Raw genomic sequence first — 17,131 nt, forward strand, 5'->3', positions numbered from 1 at the left:
AGCAATTCGCGCGCGAACCAAGAGGCTATTTGGGCGAAAGCACCAATCTCGTCGCTTCGGCAAGTTGTTGTACCGAAAACGGCTTAGGCAGAAAGGCGACATTGTCGAGGTCGATCGACTTGCGCAGCTGTTCTTCGGCATAGCCCGACATGAACAGGATCGGCAGGTCGGGATAGCGCTCGCGCACGCGCCGCGCCATGCTCGGCCCGTCCATCGACGGCATCACCACGTCCGAAATCAGCAGGTCGGGCCGCTCGATCGTCTCCAGCATCTCCAGCGCGATTTCGCCGTTCTCGGCGGTGACGACGGTATAGCCCTGCCGCGTCAGCGCGCGCTCGGCGATGGCGCGCACCATGTCCTCGTCCTCGACGACCAGCACGGTGCCCGATCCCCACAGGTCGGTCGGCTTCTCGCGCGGGTTGACCGGCGCCTTGGCGACGGTCGCTTCGGGGGCGGCATGTACGGGCAGATAGATGGTGAACTGGGCGCCACCACCGCGCAGATTCTCGGCAAAGATGAAGCCGCCCGACTGCTTGATGATGCCATAGACGGTCGAAAGTCCCAGCCCGGTGCCCTTGCCGACCTCCTTGGTCGTGAAGAACGGCTCGAAGATCTTCGGCAGGATCTCGGGCGGAATCCCCGTGCCCGTGTCGGCGATGCGCAGCGCGGTATAGTCGCCGACCGGCAGCACGTCGTCGTCCATCTGGCGCACTTCGGACGCCGGCACCCCCAGCGTCTCGATCGTCAGCGTGCCGCCGCCATTGGGGTTCTTCGACAGCATCGCGTCGCGCGCGTTGACCGCCAGGTTGACGACCACCTGCTCGAGCTGCCCCGGATCGGCGCGCACCGGGCCCAGATTGCGGCCGTGCTTGACCTCCAGCTTGACGGTCTCGCCAAGCAGCCGCTTGAGCAGGTTGGAGACTTCCGAAATCACATCGGGCAGTTGCAGCACCTGCGGGCGCAGCGTCTGCTGGCGCGAAAAGGCGAGCAATTGCCGCGTCAGCGACGCCGCGCGGTTCGAATTGGCGCGGATCTGCTGGATGTCGTCATAATCGCTGTCGCCGGGCGAATGGCGCATCAGCATCAGGTCGCAATGCCCGATGATCGCGGTCAGGATGTTGTTGAAATCGTGCGCGACGCCACCGGCAAGCTGGCCCACCGCCTGCATCTTGGTCGCCTGGGCGACCTGGCGCTTCAGCTTGCCCTCCTCACCCGCGTCCTTGATGCTGATGAGCACCGCCGCATCGCCCAGCCCGCGCGCGCCGGCGATCGTCATTCCCACCGGCTCGTCGGGCAGCTCGGTCAGCCGCACGGTCATTTCCACCGATCGCGGCGCGCCGCCCGCGACGCGACGGATCGCGTCGGCAAGCGCGGCCTTGTCCTCGCGCACGACGAGATCGCCGGGATAGAGCGGCGGCGCCGCCGAATTGACGCGCGCGGCGCGGCAAAAGGCGTCGTTCATGTGCACGAACCGCCCGTCGCGATCGATCAGCGCCATGCTCGCGGGCAACAGCGCGATCAGCGAGTGGATATTGGCCGACGCGCTGGTGCCGATCGCCGGCACCGCCACCGCCGACGCCTCTTCGTCGAGCAGCGCGACGAGCATCGGCGCCTCGTCGCCGTCGAGGAACGGGATCTGCAGTACGCGGAGCGGGTTTCCCTCCAGCCCCTCGCGCTCGAAGCGCACCAGCCCCGCCGAATCGGTGATGAGGAAACGGGCAAAGTCGCGCCCCTCCACCGCGGCGTCGGGCGCGCCCATCGCGCGCAGCCGAAAGACGCGGTTGGCGCTGCGCACGCGCCCCTCGGGCGTCACCATCACCACCATCAGCCCGGCGCCGGCCAGCCGGTCGCCGGTCGCCCCCGCGATCAGCCCCTCGATCTGGGCGACAAGGTCGAGCGTCTGCACCCCGGCAAAGCGCCAGACGAGTGCATCCTCGCCGATCCGCTCGACGCGGACCGAGATCGCCGCCCCGCCGATCTGGATCGAATCGAACCGCGCCCGTCCGTCGCGCCATGCCCGGCGCGTCGCCAGTTCGAGCTCGCTGACGAGCGTGTCGGCGATCGGCAGCCCCGGCGGCGTCGGCCATCCGCCGAACAGCGCCTCATAGCGTGCATTGGCGCAGACCAGCCGCCCCGAACGATCGGTGACGGCCAGCGCATCGTCGGCGATCGCGGCAAGCGCGTGCGCGACCGACCAGTCGGTCTCGCGCTCCACCACCGTTTCCGCGCGCAACAGCCGCCGCGCCGCGACGATCACGCCCAGCGCCAGCAGCGCGGTCGCGACGAAACCGATCGCGATCGCCCGGTCGTTGAGCGTGAGCAGCACGATCGCGCTCGCCCCGATCCCCGCCAGGATCGCGGCAAGCGCAGGCAGCAGCATGCGGGTGGCCCCCGCTGGGCGGTCGGGCAAGGTCGCCATGGCGTTCACCGTTGTGCGGTCGCGCCGCGGGGGTCAAGCGGGGAGTGACGCCGCACCCCCCGCCCGTTTCGGCAGATCGCCGCCCGGCTTACCAGATCCGCACGCGATCGGCGGGCGCCAGATACAGCTTCGACGTCGGCGCCGGCGCGAAGGCACCGTACCAGGGGTCGAGGTTGCGCACGACCCAAGCGCGCTGTTCCGACGGCGAGTGCGGGTCGGTCAGCAGCCGCTGGCGCAGGTTCGCCTCGCGATAATTGCGGCGCCACACCTGCGCCCAGCCCAGGTAGAAGCGCTGGTCGGCGGTGGTGCCGTCGATCACCGGCGCTTCCTTGCCGCCCAGCGACGCCTTATACGCGTCATAGGCGACCGTCAGGCCCGCGAGGTCGGCAACATTCTCGCCCAGCGTCAGCGCACCCTTGACGTGCAGGCCCGGCAGCGGCTCGTACTTGTCATACTGCGCCACCAGCGCGTCGGTGCGCGCCTTGAACGACTTGACGTCGGCGGGCGTCCACCAGTCGGTCAGGCGACCTTCGGCGTTGTACTTGGCGCCCTGGTCGTCGAAGTGGTGGCTCAGCTCGTGGCCGATCACCGCGCCAATGCCGCCATAGTTCACCGCCGGATCGGCATTGGGATCAAAGAACGGCGGCTGCAGGATCGCGGCCGGGAAGACGATCTCGACCATGCCGAAATTGGCATAGGCGTTCACCGTCATCGGGGTCATCCCCCATTCCCAGCGACGCAACGGCGAGCCGAGCTTCGAGAAATTGTCCTCGAACTGCCAGTTGTTCGCGCGCAGATTGTTGCCGAACGCATCGCCCGCCACGATCGACAGGTTCGAATAGTCGTGCCAGCGGTCCGGATAGCCGATCTTGGGCGTGAACGCGGCCAGCTTCTGGTGCGCCTTCACCTTGGTCTCGGGCGCCATCCAGTCGAGCGCGTCGATGCGACGATCCATCGCCGCGATCACGTTCTTGACGAGCTGGTCGGCCGCCTTCTTGGTCGCGGGCGGGAAATACTGCGCGACATAGACCTTGCTGACGTCGTCGCTCAGCGCGCCGGTGGTGAAATCGACCGCGCGCTTCCAGCGCTCCTCCTGCTGCGGGGTGCCCGACAGCACGGTGCCGTAAAAGGCGAAGCGCTCCTTGTCGAAGCTCGACGGCAGCACGTCGGCAAAGTTGTCGAGCGTGCGCAGCAGCAACTGGTCCTTGATGACCCCCACCGGCGCCTGCTGCATCAGCTTGGCGATCCCGGCGACCGCGCTCGGCTGCGCGACGATGACATAGCTCGCCTTGGTCGCGCCCAGCGCCTTGAAATAGCCGGCGAAGTCAAAGCCCGGCGCCGCCTTGGCGAGCGCGGCGAGCGTCATCTTGTTGTACGTCTTGTTGGCGTCGCGGCTCTCGATCCGCGTCCAGTGGGCCTTGGCGATCTGCGTCTCGAACGCCACCAGCGCCTTGGCGCGCGCCGCGGCATTGGGCTCGCCCGCCAGCTCGAACATCTTGGCGACGTGGCGCTCATAGGCGGCGCGCGTCTCGGCCAGCTTGGCGTCGTTCGACAGATAGTAATCGCGATCGGGCATGCCGAGCCCGGCCTGCGACAGGTTCAGCGCGTAAACCTCGGGCTCCTTGTCGTCCTGCCCGACATAGACCGCGAAGGGCACCGACACGCCGTTGCGCGCCGCGTCGGCGAACAGGTCGGCAAGCGCCGCCTTGCTCGTCACCGCCTTGATCCGGTCGATCCACGCCTTGGCCGGCGCCAGTCCCTTGGCGTCGATCGCGGCCTGGTCGAGATAGGTCGAATAGGCGACGCCGATCTTCGAATTGGGATCGTCCTTCGCCGCGTCGAGGATACCGCGCGTCCGCTCGCGCGAACGGTCGTCGAGCACGGTGAACATGCCGTAATTCGACTTGTCGGCGGGGATCTGCGTCGTGCGCGCCCAGTTGCCGTTGGCATAGGCATAGAAATCGTCGCCCGGGGCGATCGTCTTGTCCATGCCCGCCGTGTCGAAGCCGAAGGTGCCGAGCTCGGGCTTGGGCGCGGGCTCGGGGGTCGGCGTCGGGGTCGCGACGGGGGCTTCGGCCGGCGCGGCGGGCGCGCTGCCCTGCTCATGGGCGCAGCCGGTCAGCAGCACCGGCGCGGCGAGGATGGTGGTGGCAAGCAACGAGAGACGCATATTCGCATGACCTCGGGGAATTGAGCGATGCGCCGTCTTACCCCACTGATACGCCGCGTCAATCGTCCTGCCGATGCTCCCGCACGTCCGGACGCACCGCGCCGCCCGCCGGCGCAGGAACCATGCCCGCCGTCAGCGCTGCAGTGGCGCGGCGTTCGGCCTGGCGACGGCGCCAGCGACGTGCGATCCAGATACGCCACGCCATCGCCGATCCGAAATAGCCGATCAGGCTCAGCACCAGCGTCAGCGTCAGCAACCCGGTCAGCAGCGCCGGGCCGCCCTGGTGATACAGCCATGCGCCCGTCGCCTGCGCCATTCCCGCCATGCCGGTCTGGGCCGCCTCGGCGGCATGGGCGGCGGGCGTGCCGAGCATCCGGCTGCCGATCCAATAGGCGGCAATCCATAGCGGCGGGGTGGTCAGCGGATTGGTGAAAAAGGTCGTCGCCGCCGCCGCCGGGATGTTCGCGCGGAACGGCAGCGCGAGCAGCGCCGAGGCCGGGATCTGCCCCATCGGCACCAGAATGCCCGTCACCATCCCCAATGCGACGCCGCGCGGCACCGATCGGCGGGTGAAGCGCCACAGCGCCGAATGCATCATCCGCTGCGCAAAGGGCCGCAGCCAGCGGTTCGACTCTAGCGAATCGCGCGTCGGCGCGACCTTGTGGAACCAGCGCGCGAACCGCCCGCGCGGCATCTCAGCCGCGGTCGCGCAGGAGGCGCGATTGCTCGCGCTTCCAGTCGCGTTCCTTGATCGTGTCGCGCTTGTCATGCGCCTTCTTGCCCTTTGCCAGCGCCAGTTCCACCTTGGCGCGGCCCTTCCCGTTAAAATAGATGGAAAGCGGCACCAGCGTCATGCCTTCGCGCGCAACGGCACCATGCAGCTTGTTGATCTCGCGCTCGTGGAGCAGCAGCTTGCGCGGCCGCTTGGGCTCGTGATTGAAGCGGTTGCCATGGCTGAATTCGGGGATGTTGGCGTTGACCAGCCACACCTGCCCGTCGCGCACCTCGGCATAGGCCTCGGCGATCGACCCCTCGCCGAAACGCAGCGACTTCACCTCGGTGCCGGTCAGCGCGATGCCGGCCTCATAGGTGGTCTCGATGAAGTAATCGAAGCGCGCGCGCCGGTTCTCGGCGACAGTCTTCAGCTTTTCGGAGGGAGGACGGGGACGTGCCATGGAACGGCGCATTTAGGCACGCCGGCCGCCAAAGGGAAGCGCCCGCGCGCGATCGGCTGCGCGAACGCGTCCCGCACGCCCGCCCTGCGGGGGGCAAGGCGGACGCAAAAGGGCCCGGCGATGCGAACACCGTCGGGCCCTCGTGCGATCGTGTCATCGGTCACGCGCCGGCCCCGCGGACGGGTCCGGCAGCGCGCGGTCGATCAGCGGAAACGACCGCCGAACGAGACGCCGATGATCCGCGGGTCGTTGAACACCGCAGCCATATAGTTCTCGATCACGCCCTTGAGGTTCTTCTCGTTGGTGATGTTGCGGGCAAACGCCGCAAGCTCCCACGCCCCGCCCGGCGCTTCATAGCCGACCTTCAGGCCGCCTTCGAAGTTGCCGTTCGAGGTGAACTCCTTGGTCTTGTAGAGCACGAAGCTCGTATAGCCCTGGAGGTTCCAGTCGGTCGAAACAAAGAACTTGCCGCCGTTCGAGACCGGCAGGTCGTAACGCGCCGCCAGGTTCAGGTTGTATTCGGGCGCGTTGGGCAGCGGGTTGCCGTCGATCTTGGCGAACACGCCCTTGCCCGCGATCGTCACCGTCGGGTTGTCGACGGTGCAAACCACCACGCCGTTGAGCGCACAGACCTGCGCCAGCGCGGCCTTGTCCTGGATCTCGGTATGGATCGCGCTGAAGCCGGCCGACAGCGCCAGGTTGCGCAGCGGGTGCAGCTCGAGCTCGGCTTCCATGCCATAGGCCTTGGCCTTGTCGGCGTTCAGCAGCACGCCGTTGCCGTTCTCGTCATTGGCGTTCAGCTGGATGTTGTCGACCGTATAGGCAAAGCCCGTCAGGTTGAAGCGGACGCGGTTGTTGAAGAACGCGCTCTTCAGGCCGCCTTCCCACGACAGGATCGTTTCCGAATCGGCGGTGGTGAAGTCGGAGCCGAACACCGCCGAACGGCCCTGGATCGTCGGACCGCGGAAGCCGCGCGCCACGCGGGCGTACAGGCTGACGTCGGGGTTCAGCTTGTACAGCGCGCTGACATCCCAGCTGACCTTGGTGTCGTCCAGCCGGACATAGCGACGGCCGGCATAGCTGACCTTCGGCGTCGTATAGTTGGTCGCGGGATCGGGAGCGTCGGCGGTCTTGAGCAGGCGGGTCTGCTTCTCGTCCTCGGTCACGCGCGCGCCGGCGGTGATCGTGAAGTTCGGCAGCACCTCATAGCTCGCCTGGCCGAACACCGCCCACGAGGTGTTGGCGTTGCGCAGACGCACCCAGTTGTACGGGTTGTTGCTCTGCGCGTTGCTCGGGCTGAACGGCGCGGTCAGGAAATAGCGGCGCTGGTAGAAGTCGGTGGTGTCGCGCGAATCGAAATAGAAGCCGCCGAACTGCCAGTTGAACTTGCCCGTGCCCGGGCTCGCCAGCCGCAGTTCCTGCGAGAACTGGTCGAGATTGCGGACATTGCCCTGCGACAGGCCATAGCCGTTGGGCGTGCCGTTGACCGGATAGAGCGTCGCCGCACCGCCGTCGGTGTCGCCGCGGCTGTAGCCCGAGGTCGATTCCCATGCCGAGATCGACGTCAGCACCGCACCGCCCAGGTCATAGGCGACGCGCAGCGACGTGCCATAGGTGTCATAGGCCTGCGGGTTGTTCTTGCCCTCGTCATAGAAGACGGTGTCGCGCGGCTCGGCATCGACGCTGTTCGAGCCCTTCTTGAGCGCGGCGCGATGGAAGATCGTCGAGCTGCCCGAATACCAGCGGCCATGGCCCGACAGGTCGATCGTCAGCCGGTCGGTCGGCGTCAGGCGAAGCTGGAGGCGCAGGTCGCGCTCGTCATAGCCGCCCATCGCGCGGGTGTGCCCGCCTTCGGTGCCGTCGAACGAGGTGCCGGTATAGGCGTTGGCGACCCAGTCGTTGCGATGCTGGTACAGCCCCGACACGCGGAACGACAGCAGGTCGTCGATGATCGCGCCGCCCATGCCCGCGTCGAGCGTGCGCGTGCCATAGGAGCCGATCGACGCCGACGCGCGGCCGTTGAAATCGTTGCTCGGACGGATCGTGTCGAACTTGATGATGCCGGCGGTGGTGTTGCGGCCGAACAGCGAACCCTGCGGCCCGCGCAGCACCTCGACCTTGTCGACGTCATAGACCGGGTTCGACTTCAGCACGACATGCTCGAGCACGACATCGTCCTGGATGATCGACACGGGCTGCGATGCGCCCAGGTAGAAGTCGATATTGCCCAGCCCGCGGATGTAATAGCGGGGGAAGATGCGCCCCGTGGTCGTCTCGGCGTACAGGCCGGGAACGCGGCCCGAAAGCGCCAGCGTGTCGTCGCCCGCCGCCTGGAACTCGCGCAGCTGGTCGCTCTTGATGACGCCGACCGAAACCGGCACGTCGACCAGCTTCTCCTCGCGGCGCTGCGCGGTGACGACGATTTCGCCAAGGCCTTCGTCCTGGGTCGATGCCGCCGGCGCATTGGTCTGCGCCTGCGCCGCGGTGCCGATCAGCCCTGCACTGATCGCCGCGCCCGCCAGAAGCGCACGCTTGGCCAGATTGAATTTCATGTTTTCCCCGCTTTACGGTTTTCGTTGCACATCAGGGGCGCGCGCAGTCGCCCCCGCCCGGCGGCGGAGGTGCTGCGACGTCGCGTCCGTGCGGGGCTCGAACCCCGCTGGCCGCGCCGCTAGGCCGCGATTGTGAACTTCGTGTGACCGTTGCGGCGGGGCGAGGCGACCAATTGTGGCAAAAGCCGCGCCATCGCCTGCCGATTGCGCACGCCCGGTTGCGCGCTGCACAATCGACGGCGATCCGGGTTCAGATCAGCCCCGCATGCGCCAGCGCGGCGTCGACCGCGGCGCGACTCGCCTCGTTCGCCGCCACCATCGGCAGGCGCAGCTCGGCCGGAAAGTCGGGCCGCACGCGCGACAGCGCATATTTCACCGGCCCCGGCGAGGCGTCGGTGAACATCGCGACATGGAGCGGATAGAGCCGGTCGTGCAGCGCCAGCGCGCGATCGAAATCGCGCACCGCCCAAGCCGCCTGGAAATCGGCGCACAGCCGCGGTGCGACATTGGCGCTCACCGAAACGCACCCCACCCCGCCCATCGCGTTGAACGCAAGCGCGGTCTCGTCGTTGCCCGAAAGCTGGATGAAGCCGGCGCCGCACCCCGCGCGCTGTTCGGAGACGCGGGCAAGCGCGCCCGTTGCATCCTTCACGCCGATGAAGACCTCGGGATAGGCCTTGACGATCCGTGCCATCGTCGCCGGCTGGATATCGGTCACCGTGCGGCCGGGGACGTTATAGAGCACCACCGGCAGCGGCGCCGCCTCGGCGATCGCCGCGAAATGGCGGAAAATGCCCTCCTGGTTCGGCCGGTTGTAATAGGGCGGCACCATCAGCACCGCATCGGCACCGGCATCGTGCGCGGCCTTGACGTTGTCGATCGCGACGCGGGTATCGTTCGATCCGGCACCCGCCAGCACGGGAACGCGCCCGCGCGCCTGATCGACGCAGATGCGCACGACCTCGAAATGCTCGTCCTTGGGCATCGTCGCGGCCTCGCCCGTCGTCCCGCAGGGGACGAGCGCGGCGGAGCCCTCCTCGATCTGCCATTCGACCAGCGCGCGAAACGCGTCCTCCGCGAACACGCCGTTACGGAACGGCGTCACCAGCGCCGGGATCGATCCGGAAAACATCGGCCGCAAAACTCTCTCTGTGCATCAATTCGGACTGGCAGATAGGGCGTCATTCCGTATCATGTCCAGCATGCTGCGACCCCTGGCGAAATCCGTGCTTCTCGCGACTTGCGCATCGGGCCTGTGCGCCTCGGCGCCGGCGACGCAGGCGCAGATGTCGCCCGCGACCCCCGGCACCGCCGCAGGCGGCCAGGGCGTGCCGATGGGCCCTGCCCAGCCGATCGTCCAGCCGCTCCCGCCTGCCCCGCCGCCGCTGACCGGAGCGGAAATGGCGCTTTCGGGCGTCGTCGCCGAATGGAAGCGGCTGCAACAGTCGGACAACTGGCCGTTTGCCGAATATGCCAACTTCCTGCTCGCGCATCCGGGCTGGCCCGGCGAGACCAGCCGTCGCGCGGCGGCGGAGACGGTGCTCGATTCGGGTACCTGGGCGCCCGCGCTCGTGCTGCGCTTCTTCGAACGCTTTCCGCCGCGCACCCCCGCCGGCCGCATCCGGCTGGCCGAGGCGCTGATGGCGTCGGGCGATACGCCGCGCGCCTATGCGCAGGTCCGCCTCGCCTGGCGCGCGGGGCTGCTGCGCGCGCGCGACGAATCGCGCATCCTCTCCGCCTTCCTCCCCGCGCTCACGCCCGCCGACCATGACGCGCGGATGGACCGGCTGTTGTGGCAGAATGCGCTGGCGGCGGCCGGGCGCCAGCTCGCGCTGGTCTCGCCCGATCGGCGGCCGATCTTCGACGCGCGCATCGCCTATCGCACGCGCGCCGCCGATGCCGATGCCCGCGGCAGCGCCGTGCTCGCGCTCGCTCGCGCCGATCCGGGCTTCATCGCCGATCGCGCCACCTGGCTGCGCAATACCGGCCAGAGCGCGGCGATGCGCGACTGGCTCGCCAACCGCCCCGCGCTCGAATCGGCGCCCGCCGATGCCGAGGCGTGGCTCGAAGTGCTGCTCGCGGGCGCGCGCGGCGCGATCGCCGACGGTCAATATGCGCTCGCCTGGCGCATCGCGTCGCGTGTCGACGATGTCTTTCCGGCGGGGACCGACATCACCGCGCAACCGCTCGGCGAGCGCGACGACTATACCACGCTCACCTGGACCGCGGGCACCGTCGCCTTCTACAATCTAGGCCGTCCCGGCGATGCGATCGGCATGTTCGACCGCTATTCGCACGGATCGAAGACGCCGCAAACGCAGTCCAAGGGGCTCTATTGGGCCGGTCGCGCGGCCGAAGCGGCGGGCAACAGCGCGCTCGCGCAGGATTATTACCGCCGCGCCGCGGGCTTTCCCGATCTCTATTATGGTCAGCTCGCGACCGAACGCCTTGGCCGTCCGCTCGCCGGCCCGCCCCAGCTCGGGACGGCAGGCACCGCCGCCGCGGCACGCGCCGCCTTCTTCGCGCGCGAGACGGTGCGCGCCGCACAGTTGCTCGGCAAGCTGGGCGATCGGCCGACGCAGAGCCTCTTCATCCGCCAGATCGCACAGGATGCCCAGACCGACAGCGACCATGCGCTCGCCGCCGAGCTTTCGCAGACGATCGGCCGCCCCGATCTGGGCGTGATGGTGGGGCGCAGCGCGCGCCAGAACGGCCTCTCCGACTATACGCTCGCGGGCTATCCCGCGGTGCACGTGCCCGAATCGCAGCGCGATTACTGGACGATCATCCATGCGATCGCGCGCCAGGAAAGCCAGTTCGATCGCACCGCGGTCAGCCACGCCGGCGCGCGCGGGCTGATGCAGCTGATGCCGGGCACGGCACGCGACACGGCGCTGCGGCTGGGGCTCAACTATGACGCGGGCTCGCTCACCGACGACACCGATTACAACATCCAGCTCGGCTCGACCTATTTCCAGCGGATGTTCGGCCTCTACGGCAGCTACCCGCTGGCGATCGCCGCCTATAATGCCGGGCCGGGCAACGTGAACAAATGGATCGCCGCCTTCGGCGACCCGCGCCTGCCCGGCGGCGACGTGCTGCGCTGGGTCGAACAGATCCCGTTCTTCGAGACCAAGAACTATGTCCAGCGCGTGCTCGAGAATGCGGTCGTCTACGACCTCATCAACCCCGATCGCGCGCGCAGCCGCGGGCCGGCCAATCTCAGCTGGTATCTGGGCAAGAACAATCCGGGCTAGGCAGGCGGGCGCGGGTGATGACGCCCGCGCCGGCGCCGCTATAGAGGGCGCATGGATCGTCCCAACTATATCACCCCGGCGGGCTATGCCGCGCTCAAGGCCGAATATGACCGGCTGTTCGCCGACGAGCGCCCGCAGCTCGTCGAGACGATCGCCTGGGCGGCGGGCAACGGCGACCGTTCGGAAAACGGCGACTATATCTATGGGCGCAAGCGGCTGCGCGAGATCGACCGGCGGCTGGGCTGGCTCGCCCGGCGGATGAAGGCGGCCAAGGTCGTCGACCCGGCGCGGCAGGAGGATCGCTCGCGCGTGTTCTTCGGCGCCACCGTGACCATCGCCGACGAGGATGACAATCAGCGCACACTCACGCTGGTGGGCGATGACGAGGCGGATGCCGCGACCGGCCGCGTCGGCTGGAACGCCCCGATCGCACGCGCGCTGCGCGGCGCCGGGCTCGGCGACCTGCGCCGCGTCCAGCTTCCCGGCGGCGAACGCGAATATGAAGTCGTCGCGATCGAATATCCCTGACAATATCGCCCGAAGGGTGCACAGGATGCGGCAGGCCGCATCGCGCCCGTCCGCGACGGACCGGCGCACATGCTAAAGCCGGGGCTGCCCCCCGGCGGGGCCGGTAAAGCGTGGAAAGAATGACAACCAAGCGAATTTTCGTCAGCGGCGCGGTTCAGGGCGTCGGCTATCGTGACTGGGTGGTGCGCACCGCGCAGCGCGGCGGGGTCACCGGATGGGTACGCAACCTGCGCGACGGGCGCGTCGAGATCCTCGCCGCCGGCAGCGACGACGCGATCGAGGCGCTGGTCGCCGCATGTCGCGAGGGACCGGCGCGCGCGCAGGTCGCCCAGGTCGAAACCGTCGCCGCCGACGACGAGAAGCAGCCCAAGGGCTTCACCAAACGCTTCACCGCCTGACTGCGGCGCCCTGCCCCCGGGTTCAGGGCTCGATCAGCGCGCCGCAATCGCCGCCGAGACGCTGGCCGAACATCGGGCTCTCGGTGCCGAGTTCGTCGGGCGGATTCTTGCCGATCAGGTAGCGCACGGTCCGCCCTTCGCCCCCGCCGGCTTCGACGTCGACTTGCCACGCCGCGCGACCGTCCACCTGGACGGTGCCGGCCACCTTGAGCGCGAACCGCCCCATTCCCTTGTCGTACTGAAAGAAGGGAACCGAGTAGGTGCGCCCTTCGGCCAAGGGGAGCGCGGCGAAAGTAAGGCCCCAGAGGTTGCCGTCCCACAGCTTGCCGGACGAGCGGAAGCGACTGGTTTCCTGTCCGGGGCGCGACACTTCGATGGCGTCGCCGTCATACCGGACGCGGACATGCTCGACGCCGTTGCGGCGACTGTCCATGCGGATCGGCGTCAAATCGGCGCGCCGAAGCACGAAATGGTCGCGCATGTCGAAGCGACCGTCGTCGACCCGCTGGTGGACGATCACGTCCCATACCGGCGCGTCGCCCTCCATTGCGGGACGAACCCGCTGCCACGTCTTGCCGATCGGCTTGCCGTTGCGCTCGATCGCGTAGCAGGCGCTGCCCGCACGGAGCTTCGAACCATCCGGCACCGCGACATCCGCGATCGCGGGGGCGCCCTGCAGGGCGAGCATCAGCATCAGGTTCAGCATCGGTTGCGCCTCCACGGGGGAATGCAGCCGTTCTATATGGGCAATACACCATCGGCAAGCCCGCGGCCGGACGTCAGCTTGCGCCCGGCCGCGATGCTTGCGGCGATCAGCGCGTCAGCTTCTTGTACGCCAGCGCGGTCGGACGATCGGCGGCGTCGCCCAGACGACGGCGCTTGTCCTCCTCATACGCTTCGAAATTGCCCTCGAACCATTCGACATGGCTGTTGCCTTCGAACGCGAGGATGTGCGTCGCAAGACGGTCGAGGAAGAAGCGGTCGTGGCTGATGACCACGGCGCAGCCCGCGAAGTTCTCGATCGCCTCTTCCAGCGCGCCCAGCGTTTCGACGTCGAGGTCGTTGGTCGGCTCGTCGAGCAGCAGCACGTTGCCGCCGCGCTTCAGCATCTTGGCGATGTTGACGCGGTTGCGCTCACCGCCCGACAGCTTGCCGACGTTCTTCTGCTGGTCCTGGCCCTTGAAGTTGAACGCGCCGACATAGGCACGCGTCGACATGTCGTGGCCGTTGACCTTCATGTAGTCGAGCCCGTCCGAGATTTCCTCCCAGACGTTCTTGCTGTCGTCGAGGTGATCGCGGCTCTGGTCGACATAGCCGAGACGCACGGTCGAACCGATCTCGATCTCGCCCGAATCGGGGGTTTCCTGGCCGGTGATGATCTTGAACAGCGTCGACTTGCCCGCGCCGTTCGGCCCGATCACGCCGACGATGCCGCCCGGCGGCAGCATGAACGAGAGGTTCTCGAACAGCAGCTTGTCGCCATAGGCCTTCGAGATGTTCTTGGCCTCGATCACCTTGCCGCCCAGGCGCTCGGGCACCTGGATGACGATCTGGGCCTTGCCCGGCGTGCGATTTTCCTGGCTGGCGACCAGTTCCTCGAACTTCTTGATACGGGCCTTCGACTTGGTCTGGCGGGCCTTGGCGCCCTGCCGGATCCACTCGAGCTCGTCCTTGATCGCCTTCTGGCGGCCGGTGGCCTCGCGGTCCTCCTGCTCGAGGCGCTTGGCCTTCTTTTCCAGATAGGTCGAGTAGTTACCCTCGTACGGGAAATACTTGCCGCGGTCGATCTCGAGGATCCAGCCGACGACATTGTCGAGGAAATAGCGGTCGTGGGTGATCATCAGCACCGCGCCCGCATATTCCTTCAGGTGGTTTTCCAGCCAGCGGACGCTCTCGGCGTCGAGGTGGTTGGTCGGCTCGTCGAGCAGCAGGATCGACGGCTTCTGGATCAGCAGCCGCGTGAGCGCGATGCGGCGCTTTTCACCGCCCGACAGGTTCTCGACCGACCAGTCCGACGGCGGGCAGCGCAGCGCTTCCATCGCGACTTCGAGCTGGTTGTCGAGCGTCCAGCCGTCGACCGCGTCGATCTTGGCCTGAAGGTCGCCCATCTCCTCCATCAGCGCGTCGAAATCGGTGTCGTCCTTGGGATCGCCCATCTCGGCCGAGATGGCGTTGAAGCGATCGACCATGTCGGCCACTTCGCGCGCGCCGTCCTTGACGTTCTCGAGCACGTTCTTGTTCGGGTCGAGCTGCGGCTCCTGCGGCAGATAGCCGACGGTGATGTTCTCGCCCGGCCAGGCCTCGCCCGAGAAATCCTTGTCGATGCCCGCCATGATCTTCATCAGCGTCGACTTGCCGGCGCCGTTCGGGCCGACGATGCCGATCTTGGCACCCTGATAGAATTGCAGGTTGATGTTGTTCAGCACCGGCTTGGGGGCGCCGGGGAAGGTCTTGGTCATGTCCTTCATGACGAAGGCGTATTGCGCGGCCACGGTGGCGGATCTCCGTTGCGAAATTCGGAATGCAGGAAGGTTGCCCGGCATGTAGCGATGCGGCCGCCGCTTGGCAACGCAGCCCGCCGGGGCCTGCCGCGCGCACCGGCCCGGATGTCCCACAACGGCGCGGCCGCGCGGTGGGCTCTCGCCGGCGGCCACGCCGCCCGTCGCGCAACGAAATGGCAATTTCACCGCCAAACCCATTGCAATCGTTTCGCCGACGGTTAGCATCCGCAGCATGAACAAGCGCCTCCTGCTCGCGGCCGCCGCCGCCGCCATCGCCCTCCCCCTCTCCTTCCCCGCTTTCGCCCAGACCGGCCATGATGCCGCCGCACTGCGCGATGCCGCGCTCAACGAAGACCGGATCGCCTGGGATGTCGTCGAAGGTCTCACGACCGAGGTGGGGCAGCGTCTCGCCGCGACCGAGGCAGAGGCGCGCGCGCGCGCCTGGGCCGTCAGGAAGCTGACCGCACTCGGCTTCAGCAACGTCCATATCGAAACCTACCGCATGCCGCTCTGGGTGCGGGGTGAGGAAAAGGCCGAGGTCGTCGGCGCGGCGTCGCAAAAGCTGGCGATCGCCGCGCTCGGCTATTCGGGGTCGACCGGCCCGCGCGGGGTCGAGGCCGAAATCGCCTATTTCCCCACCTTCGCCGATCTCGTCGCCGCCTCCGCCGACGCGGTGAAGGGCAAGATCGTCTATATCGGCAACGCGATGACCGCCACGCAGGACGGGTCGCATTACGGCTTCTACGGCGCCGCGCGGCGTGCGGGGCCCAGCATCGCGGCGACCAAGGGGGCGGCCGCGGTGCTGATCCGCTCGATCGGCACCGACCATCATCGCAACCCGCACACCGGCGTCACCGGCTGGGCCAAGGACCAGAAGCCGATCGCCGCCGCCGCGCTGTCCGGCCCCGATGCCGACCAGCTCGAACGCCTGCTCAAGCGCGGCAGCGTGCGCATCCGCATGCTCGTCACGCCCGAATTCAAGGGTGAGGCGGAATCGGGCAATGTCGTCGCCGAAGTCCCCGGCACCGATCCGTCGGCGGGGATCGTCCTGATCGGCGGCCATCTCGACAGCTGGGATCTCGGCACCGGCGCGATCGACGATGCCGCGGGCGTCGCGATCACCACCGCCGCGGCCAAGCGGATCATGGATGCCGGCCGGCCGCGCCGCACGATCCGCGTCGTCTGGTTCGGCGCCGAGGAAGTCGGCGCGTTCGGCGGCGATGCCTATCAAAAGGCGCATGCAGGCGACCGTCATGTCCTTGCCGCCGAATCCGATTTCGGCGCCGACCGGGTGTGGAAGTTCTCGACGACGCTGCCTGCGGGGGCCGAGGCGATCGGCGACCGGCTCGCGGCCGCGCTCGGCCCGATCGGCATCTCGCGCACGCGCGAACCGGCGCACGGCGGTGCCGATGTCGGCCCGACGATCCGCACCGGTGTCGCGGCGGTCGATCTCGCACAGGACGGGCTGCGCTATTTCGACTATCACCACACGCCCGACGACACGCTCGACAAGATCGACCCGGTGCAGCTTCGCCAGAATGTCGCCGCGTGGACGGCGATGCTCGCGGTCGTCGCGAACGCGCCCGAGGCGATCGGCCCGGTCAAGCCCGGCGGCGGCGAATGATGCGCTTCGGGGCGGCGGCGTCCGCGTCGCCCGCCCCGAATTGGGGCGGAAAAAAGGCAAATGTGCCATTGTGCGGCATTTTTGTGATTGACCTTCGTGTCAGTGGCGCTATTTCAGCAGCTTCGCACTGGCAACGGGCCGGGCGCGAAACCTTTTGAAGTTTCCATTGGGAGCAACCCGAATGAAGAAGATCCTCATTGTTGCTGCTGCTGCCGGCCTGATGTCGCTCGCGGCTTGCGGTGGTTCGCAGACGAACACCGTCGCCGAAAACGTCGCCGACAACGCCGAAGCCAATGCGGCGCTCTATGAGGCGGCTGCCGACAACGCGACCACCCCGGCTGCCGAAAACGCGCTCGAGAACGCTGCCGACGCGCAGCAGAACGTCGCCGACGCCGCGGAAGCGAACGCGCACTGATCGCCGCGCCGCGCGCCTCGGCGCGCGGCCTGACGACACGAATTGGGGCGTCCCGACCGGGGCGCCCTTTTTCGTATCCGGCCCAACCGTCC

At 67.9% G+C, this 17,131-nt stretch carries 13 protein-coding genes; 5 read left to right on the top strand and 8 right to left on the bottom strand.

Annotation, left to right across the window (positions count from 1 at the left end; genetic code table 11):
• Positions 1–25: 25 nt before the first annotated feature.
• The 6 genes from ACT3CF_RS10845 to dapA all read right to left on the bottom strand — a co-directional run bounded on the left by ACT3CF_RS10845 (position 26) and on the right by dapA (position 9,448).
• Positions 26–2,419: a hybrid sensor histidine kinase/response regulator gene (locus ACT3CF_RS10845; protein WP_478422612.1), complete on the bottom strand. Its 2,394-nt coding sequence runs from the start codon at positions 2,417–2,419 to the stop codon at positions 26–28.
• 88 nt (positions 2,420–2,507) lie between these two features.
• Positions 2,508–4,589 carry a M13 family metallopeptidase gene (locus ACT3CF_RS10850; RefSeq protein WP_478422614.1) on the bottom strand — a complete coding sequence of 694 codons (2,082 nt, stop codon included), beginning with the start codon at positions 4,587–4,589 and terminating at the stop codon, positions 2,508–2,510.
• Positions 4,590–4,647: 58 nt separating this feature from the next.
• A complete protein-coding gene (locus ACT3CF_RS10855) occupies positions 4,648–5,283 on the bottom strand; it encodes a DUF2062 domain-containing protein (protein ID WP_478422615.1) in 636 nt (211 codons plus the stop codon).
• A gap of 1 nt (position 5,284) precedes the next feature.
• Positions 5,285–5,764 carry an SsrA-binding protein SmpB gene (gene smpB / locus ACT3CF_RS10860; protein WP_478422617.1) on the bottom strand — a complete coding sequence of 160 codons (480 nt, stop codon included), beginning with the start codon at positions 5,762–5,764 and terminating at the stop codon, positions 5,285–5,287.
• A gap of 203 nt (positions 5,765–5,967) precedes the next feature.
• Positions 5,968–8,316, bottom strand: a complete 2,349-nt coding sequence (locus ACT3CF_RS10865; RefSeq protein WP_478422619.1) for a TonB-dependent receptor — start codon at positions 8,314–8,316, stop codon at positions 5,968–5,970.
• A gap of 250 nt (positions 8,317–8,566) precedes the next feature.
• Positions 8,567–9,448, bottom strand: a complete 882-nt coding sequence (dapA, locus tag ACT3CF_RS10870) for a 4-hydroxy-tetrahydrodipicolinate synthase (RefSeq protein WP_478422621.1) — start codon at positions 9,446–9,448, stop codon at positions 8,567–8,569.
• Between the two features lie 70 nt (positions 9,449–9,518).
• Between dapA and ACT3CF_RS10875 the strand changes: the two genes are divergently transcribed.
• The 3 genes from ACT3CF_RS10875 (at position 9,519) to ACT3CF_RS10885 (ending at position 12,499) form a co-directional block, all read left to right on the top strand.
• Positions 9,519–11,573, top strand: coding sequence for a lytic transglycosylase domain-containing protein (locus ACT3CF_RS10875; protein ID WP_478422623.1), 2,055 nt, complete (start codon positions 9,519–9,521; stop codon positions 11,571–11,573).
• 51 nt (positions 11,574–11,624) lie between these two features.
• Complete coding sequence (gene greB / locus ACT3CF_RS10880) at positions 11,625–12,101, top strand: transcription elongation factor GreB (RefSeq protein ID WP_478422625.1); 477 nt, start codon at positions 11,625–11,627, stop codon at positions 12,099–12,101.
• A gap of 119 nt (positions 12,102–12,220) precedes the next feature.
• Complete coding sequence (locus tag ACT3CF_RS10885; RefSeq protein WP_478422627.1) at positions 12,221–12,499, top strand: acylphosphatase; 279 nt, start codon at positions 12,221–12,223, stop codon at positions 12,497–12,499.
• Positions 12,500–12,521: 22 nt separating this feature from the next.
• On the opposite strand, the gene ACT3CF_RS10890 is transcribed toward ACT3CF_RS10885, so the two are convergent.
• Together ACT3CF_RS10890 and ettA are read right to left on the bottom strand one after the other, a co-directional pair.
• Complete coding sequence (locus ACT3CF_RS10890; RefSeq protein ID WP_478422628.1) at positions 12,522–13,205, bottom strand: DUF3108 domain-containing protein; 684 nt, start codon at positions 13,203–13,205, stop codon at positions 12,522–12,524.
• Positions 13,206–13,311: 106 nt separating this feature from the next.
• On the bottom strand, positions 13,312–14,991 hold the full coding sequence (gene ettA, locus ACT3CF_RS10895; protein ID WP_478422630.1) for an energy-dependent translational throttle protein EttA: 1,680 nt from the start codon (positions 14,989–14,991) through the stop codon (positions 13,312–13,314).
• 241 nt (positions 14,992–15,232) lie between these two features.
• Between ettA and ACT3CF_RS10900 the strand changes: the two genes are divergently transcribed.
• Positions 15,233–16,624 (top strand): M20/M25/M40 family metallo-hydrolase, encoded by a 1,392-nt coding sequence (locus ACT3CF_RS10900; RefSeq protein ID WP_478422632.1) that lies wholly within the window; start codon positions 15,233–15,235, stop codon positions 16,622–16,624.
• A 181-nt stretch (positions 16,625–16,805) separates the two neighbouring features.
• Positions 16,806–17,039, top strand: a complete 234-nt coding sequence (locus ACT3CF_RS10905; protein ID WP_478422633.1) for a hypothetical protein — start codon at positions 16,806–16,808, stop codon at positions 17,037–17,039.
• Positions 17,040–17,131 lie beyond the last annotated feature (92 nt).

It is taken from the genome of Sphingomonas chlorellae, assembly GCF_056485145.1.

Coding starts and splice junctions, on each gene's coding strand:
- ACT3CF_RS10845 (WP_478422612.1), bottom strand. CDS start 2,419: ATGGCGACCTTGCCCGACCGCCCAGCGGGGGCCACCCGCATGCTGCTG.
- ACT3CF_RS10900 (WP_478422632.1), top strand. CDS start 15,233: ATGAACAAGCGCCTCCTGCTCGCGGCCGCCGCCGCCGCCATCGCCCTC.
- smpB (WP_478422617.1), bottom strand. CDS start 5,764: ATGGCACGTCCCCGTCCTCCCTCCGAAAAGCTGAAGACTGTCGCCGAG.
- dapA (WP_478422621.1), bottom strand. CDS start 9,448: ATGTTTTCCGGATCGATCCCGGCGCTGGTGACGCCGTTCCGTAACGGC.
- ACT3CF_RS10905 (WP_478422633.1), top strand. CDS start 16,806: ATGAAGAAGATCCTCATTGTTGCTGCTGCTGCCGGCCTGATGTCGCTC.
- ACT3CF_RS10885 (WP_478422627.1), top strand. CDS start 12,221: ATGACAACCAAGCGAATTTTCGTCAGCGGCGCGGTTCAGGGCGTCGGC.
- ACT3CF_RS10890 (WP_478422628.1), bottom strand. CDS start 13,205: ATGCTGAACCTGATGCTGATGCTCGCCCTGCAGGGCGCCCCCGCGATC.
- ACT3CF_RS10865 (WP_478422619.1), bottom strand. CDS start 8,316: ATGAAATTCAATCTGGCCAAGCGTGCGCTTCTGGCGGGCGCGGCGATC.
- ACT3CF_RS10855 (WP_478422615.1), bottom strand. CDS start 5,283: ATGCCGCGCGGGCGGTTCGCGCGCTGGTTCCACAAGGTCGCGCCGACG.
- ACT3CF_RS10850 (WP_478422614.1), bottom strand. CDS start 4,589: ATGCGTCTCTCGTTGCTTGCCACCACCATCCTCGCCGCGCCGGTGCTG.
- ACT3CF_RS10875 (WP_478422623.1), top strand. CDS start 9,519: ATGCTGCGACCCCTGGCGAAATCCGTGCTTCTCGCGACTTGCGCATCG.
- greB (WP_478422625.1), top strand. CDS start 11,625: ATGGATCGTCCCAACTATATCACCCCGGCGGGCTATGCCGCGCTCAAG.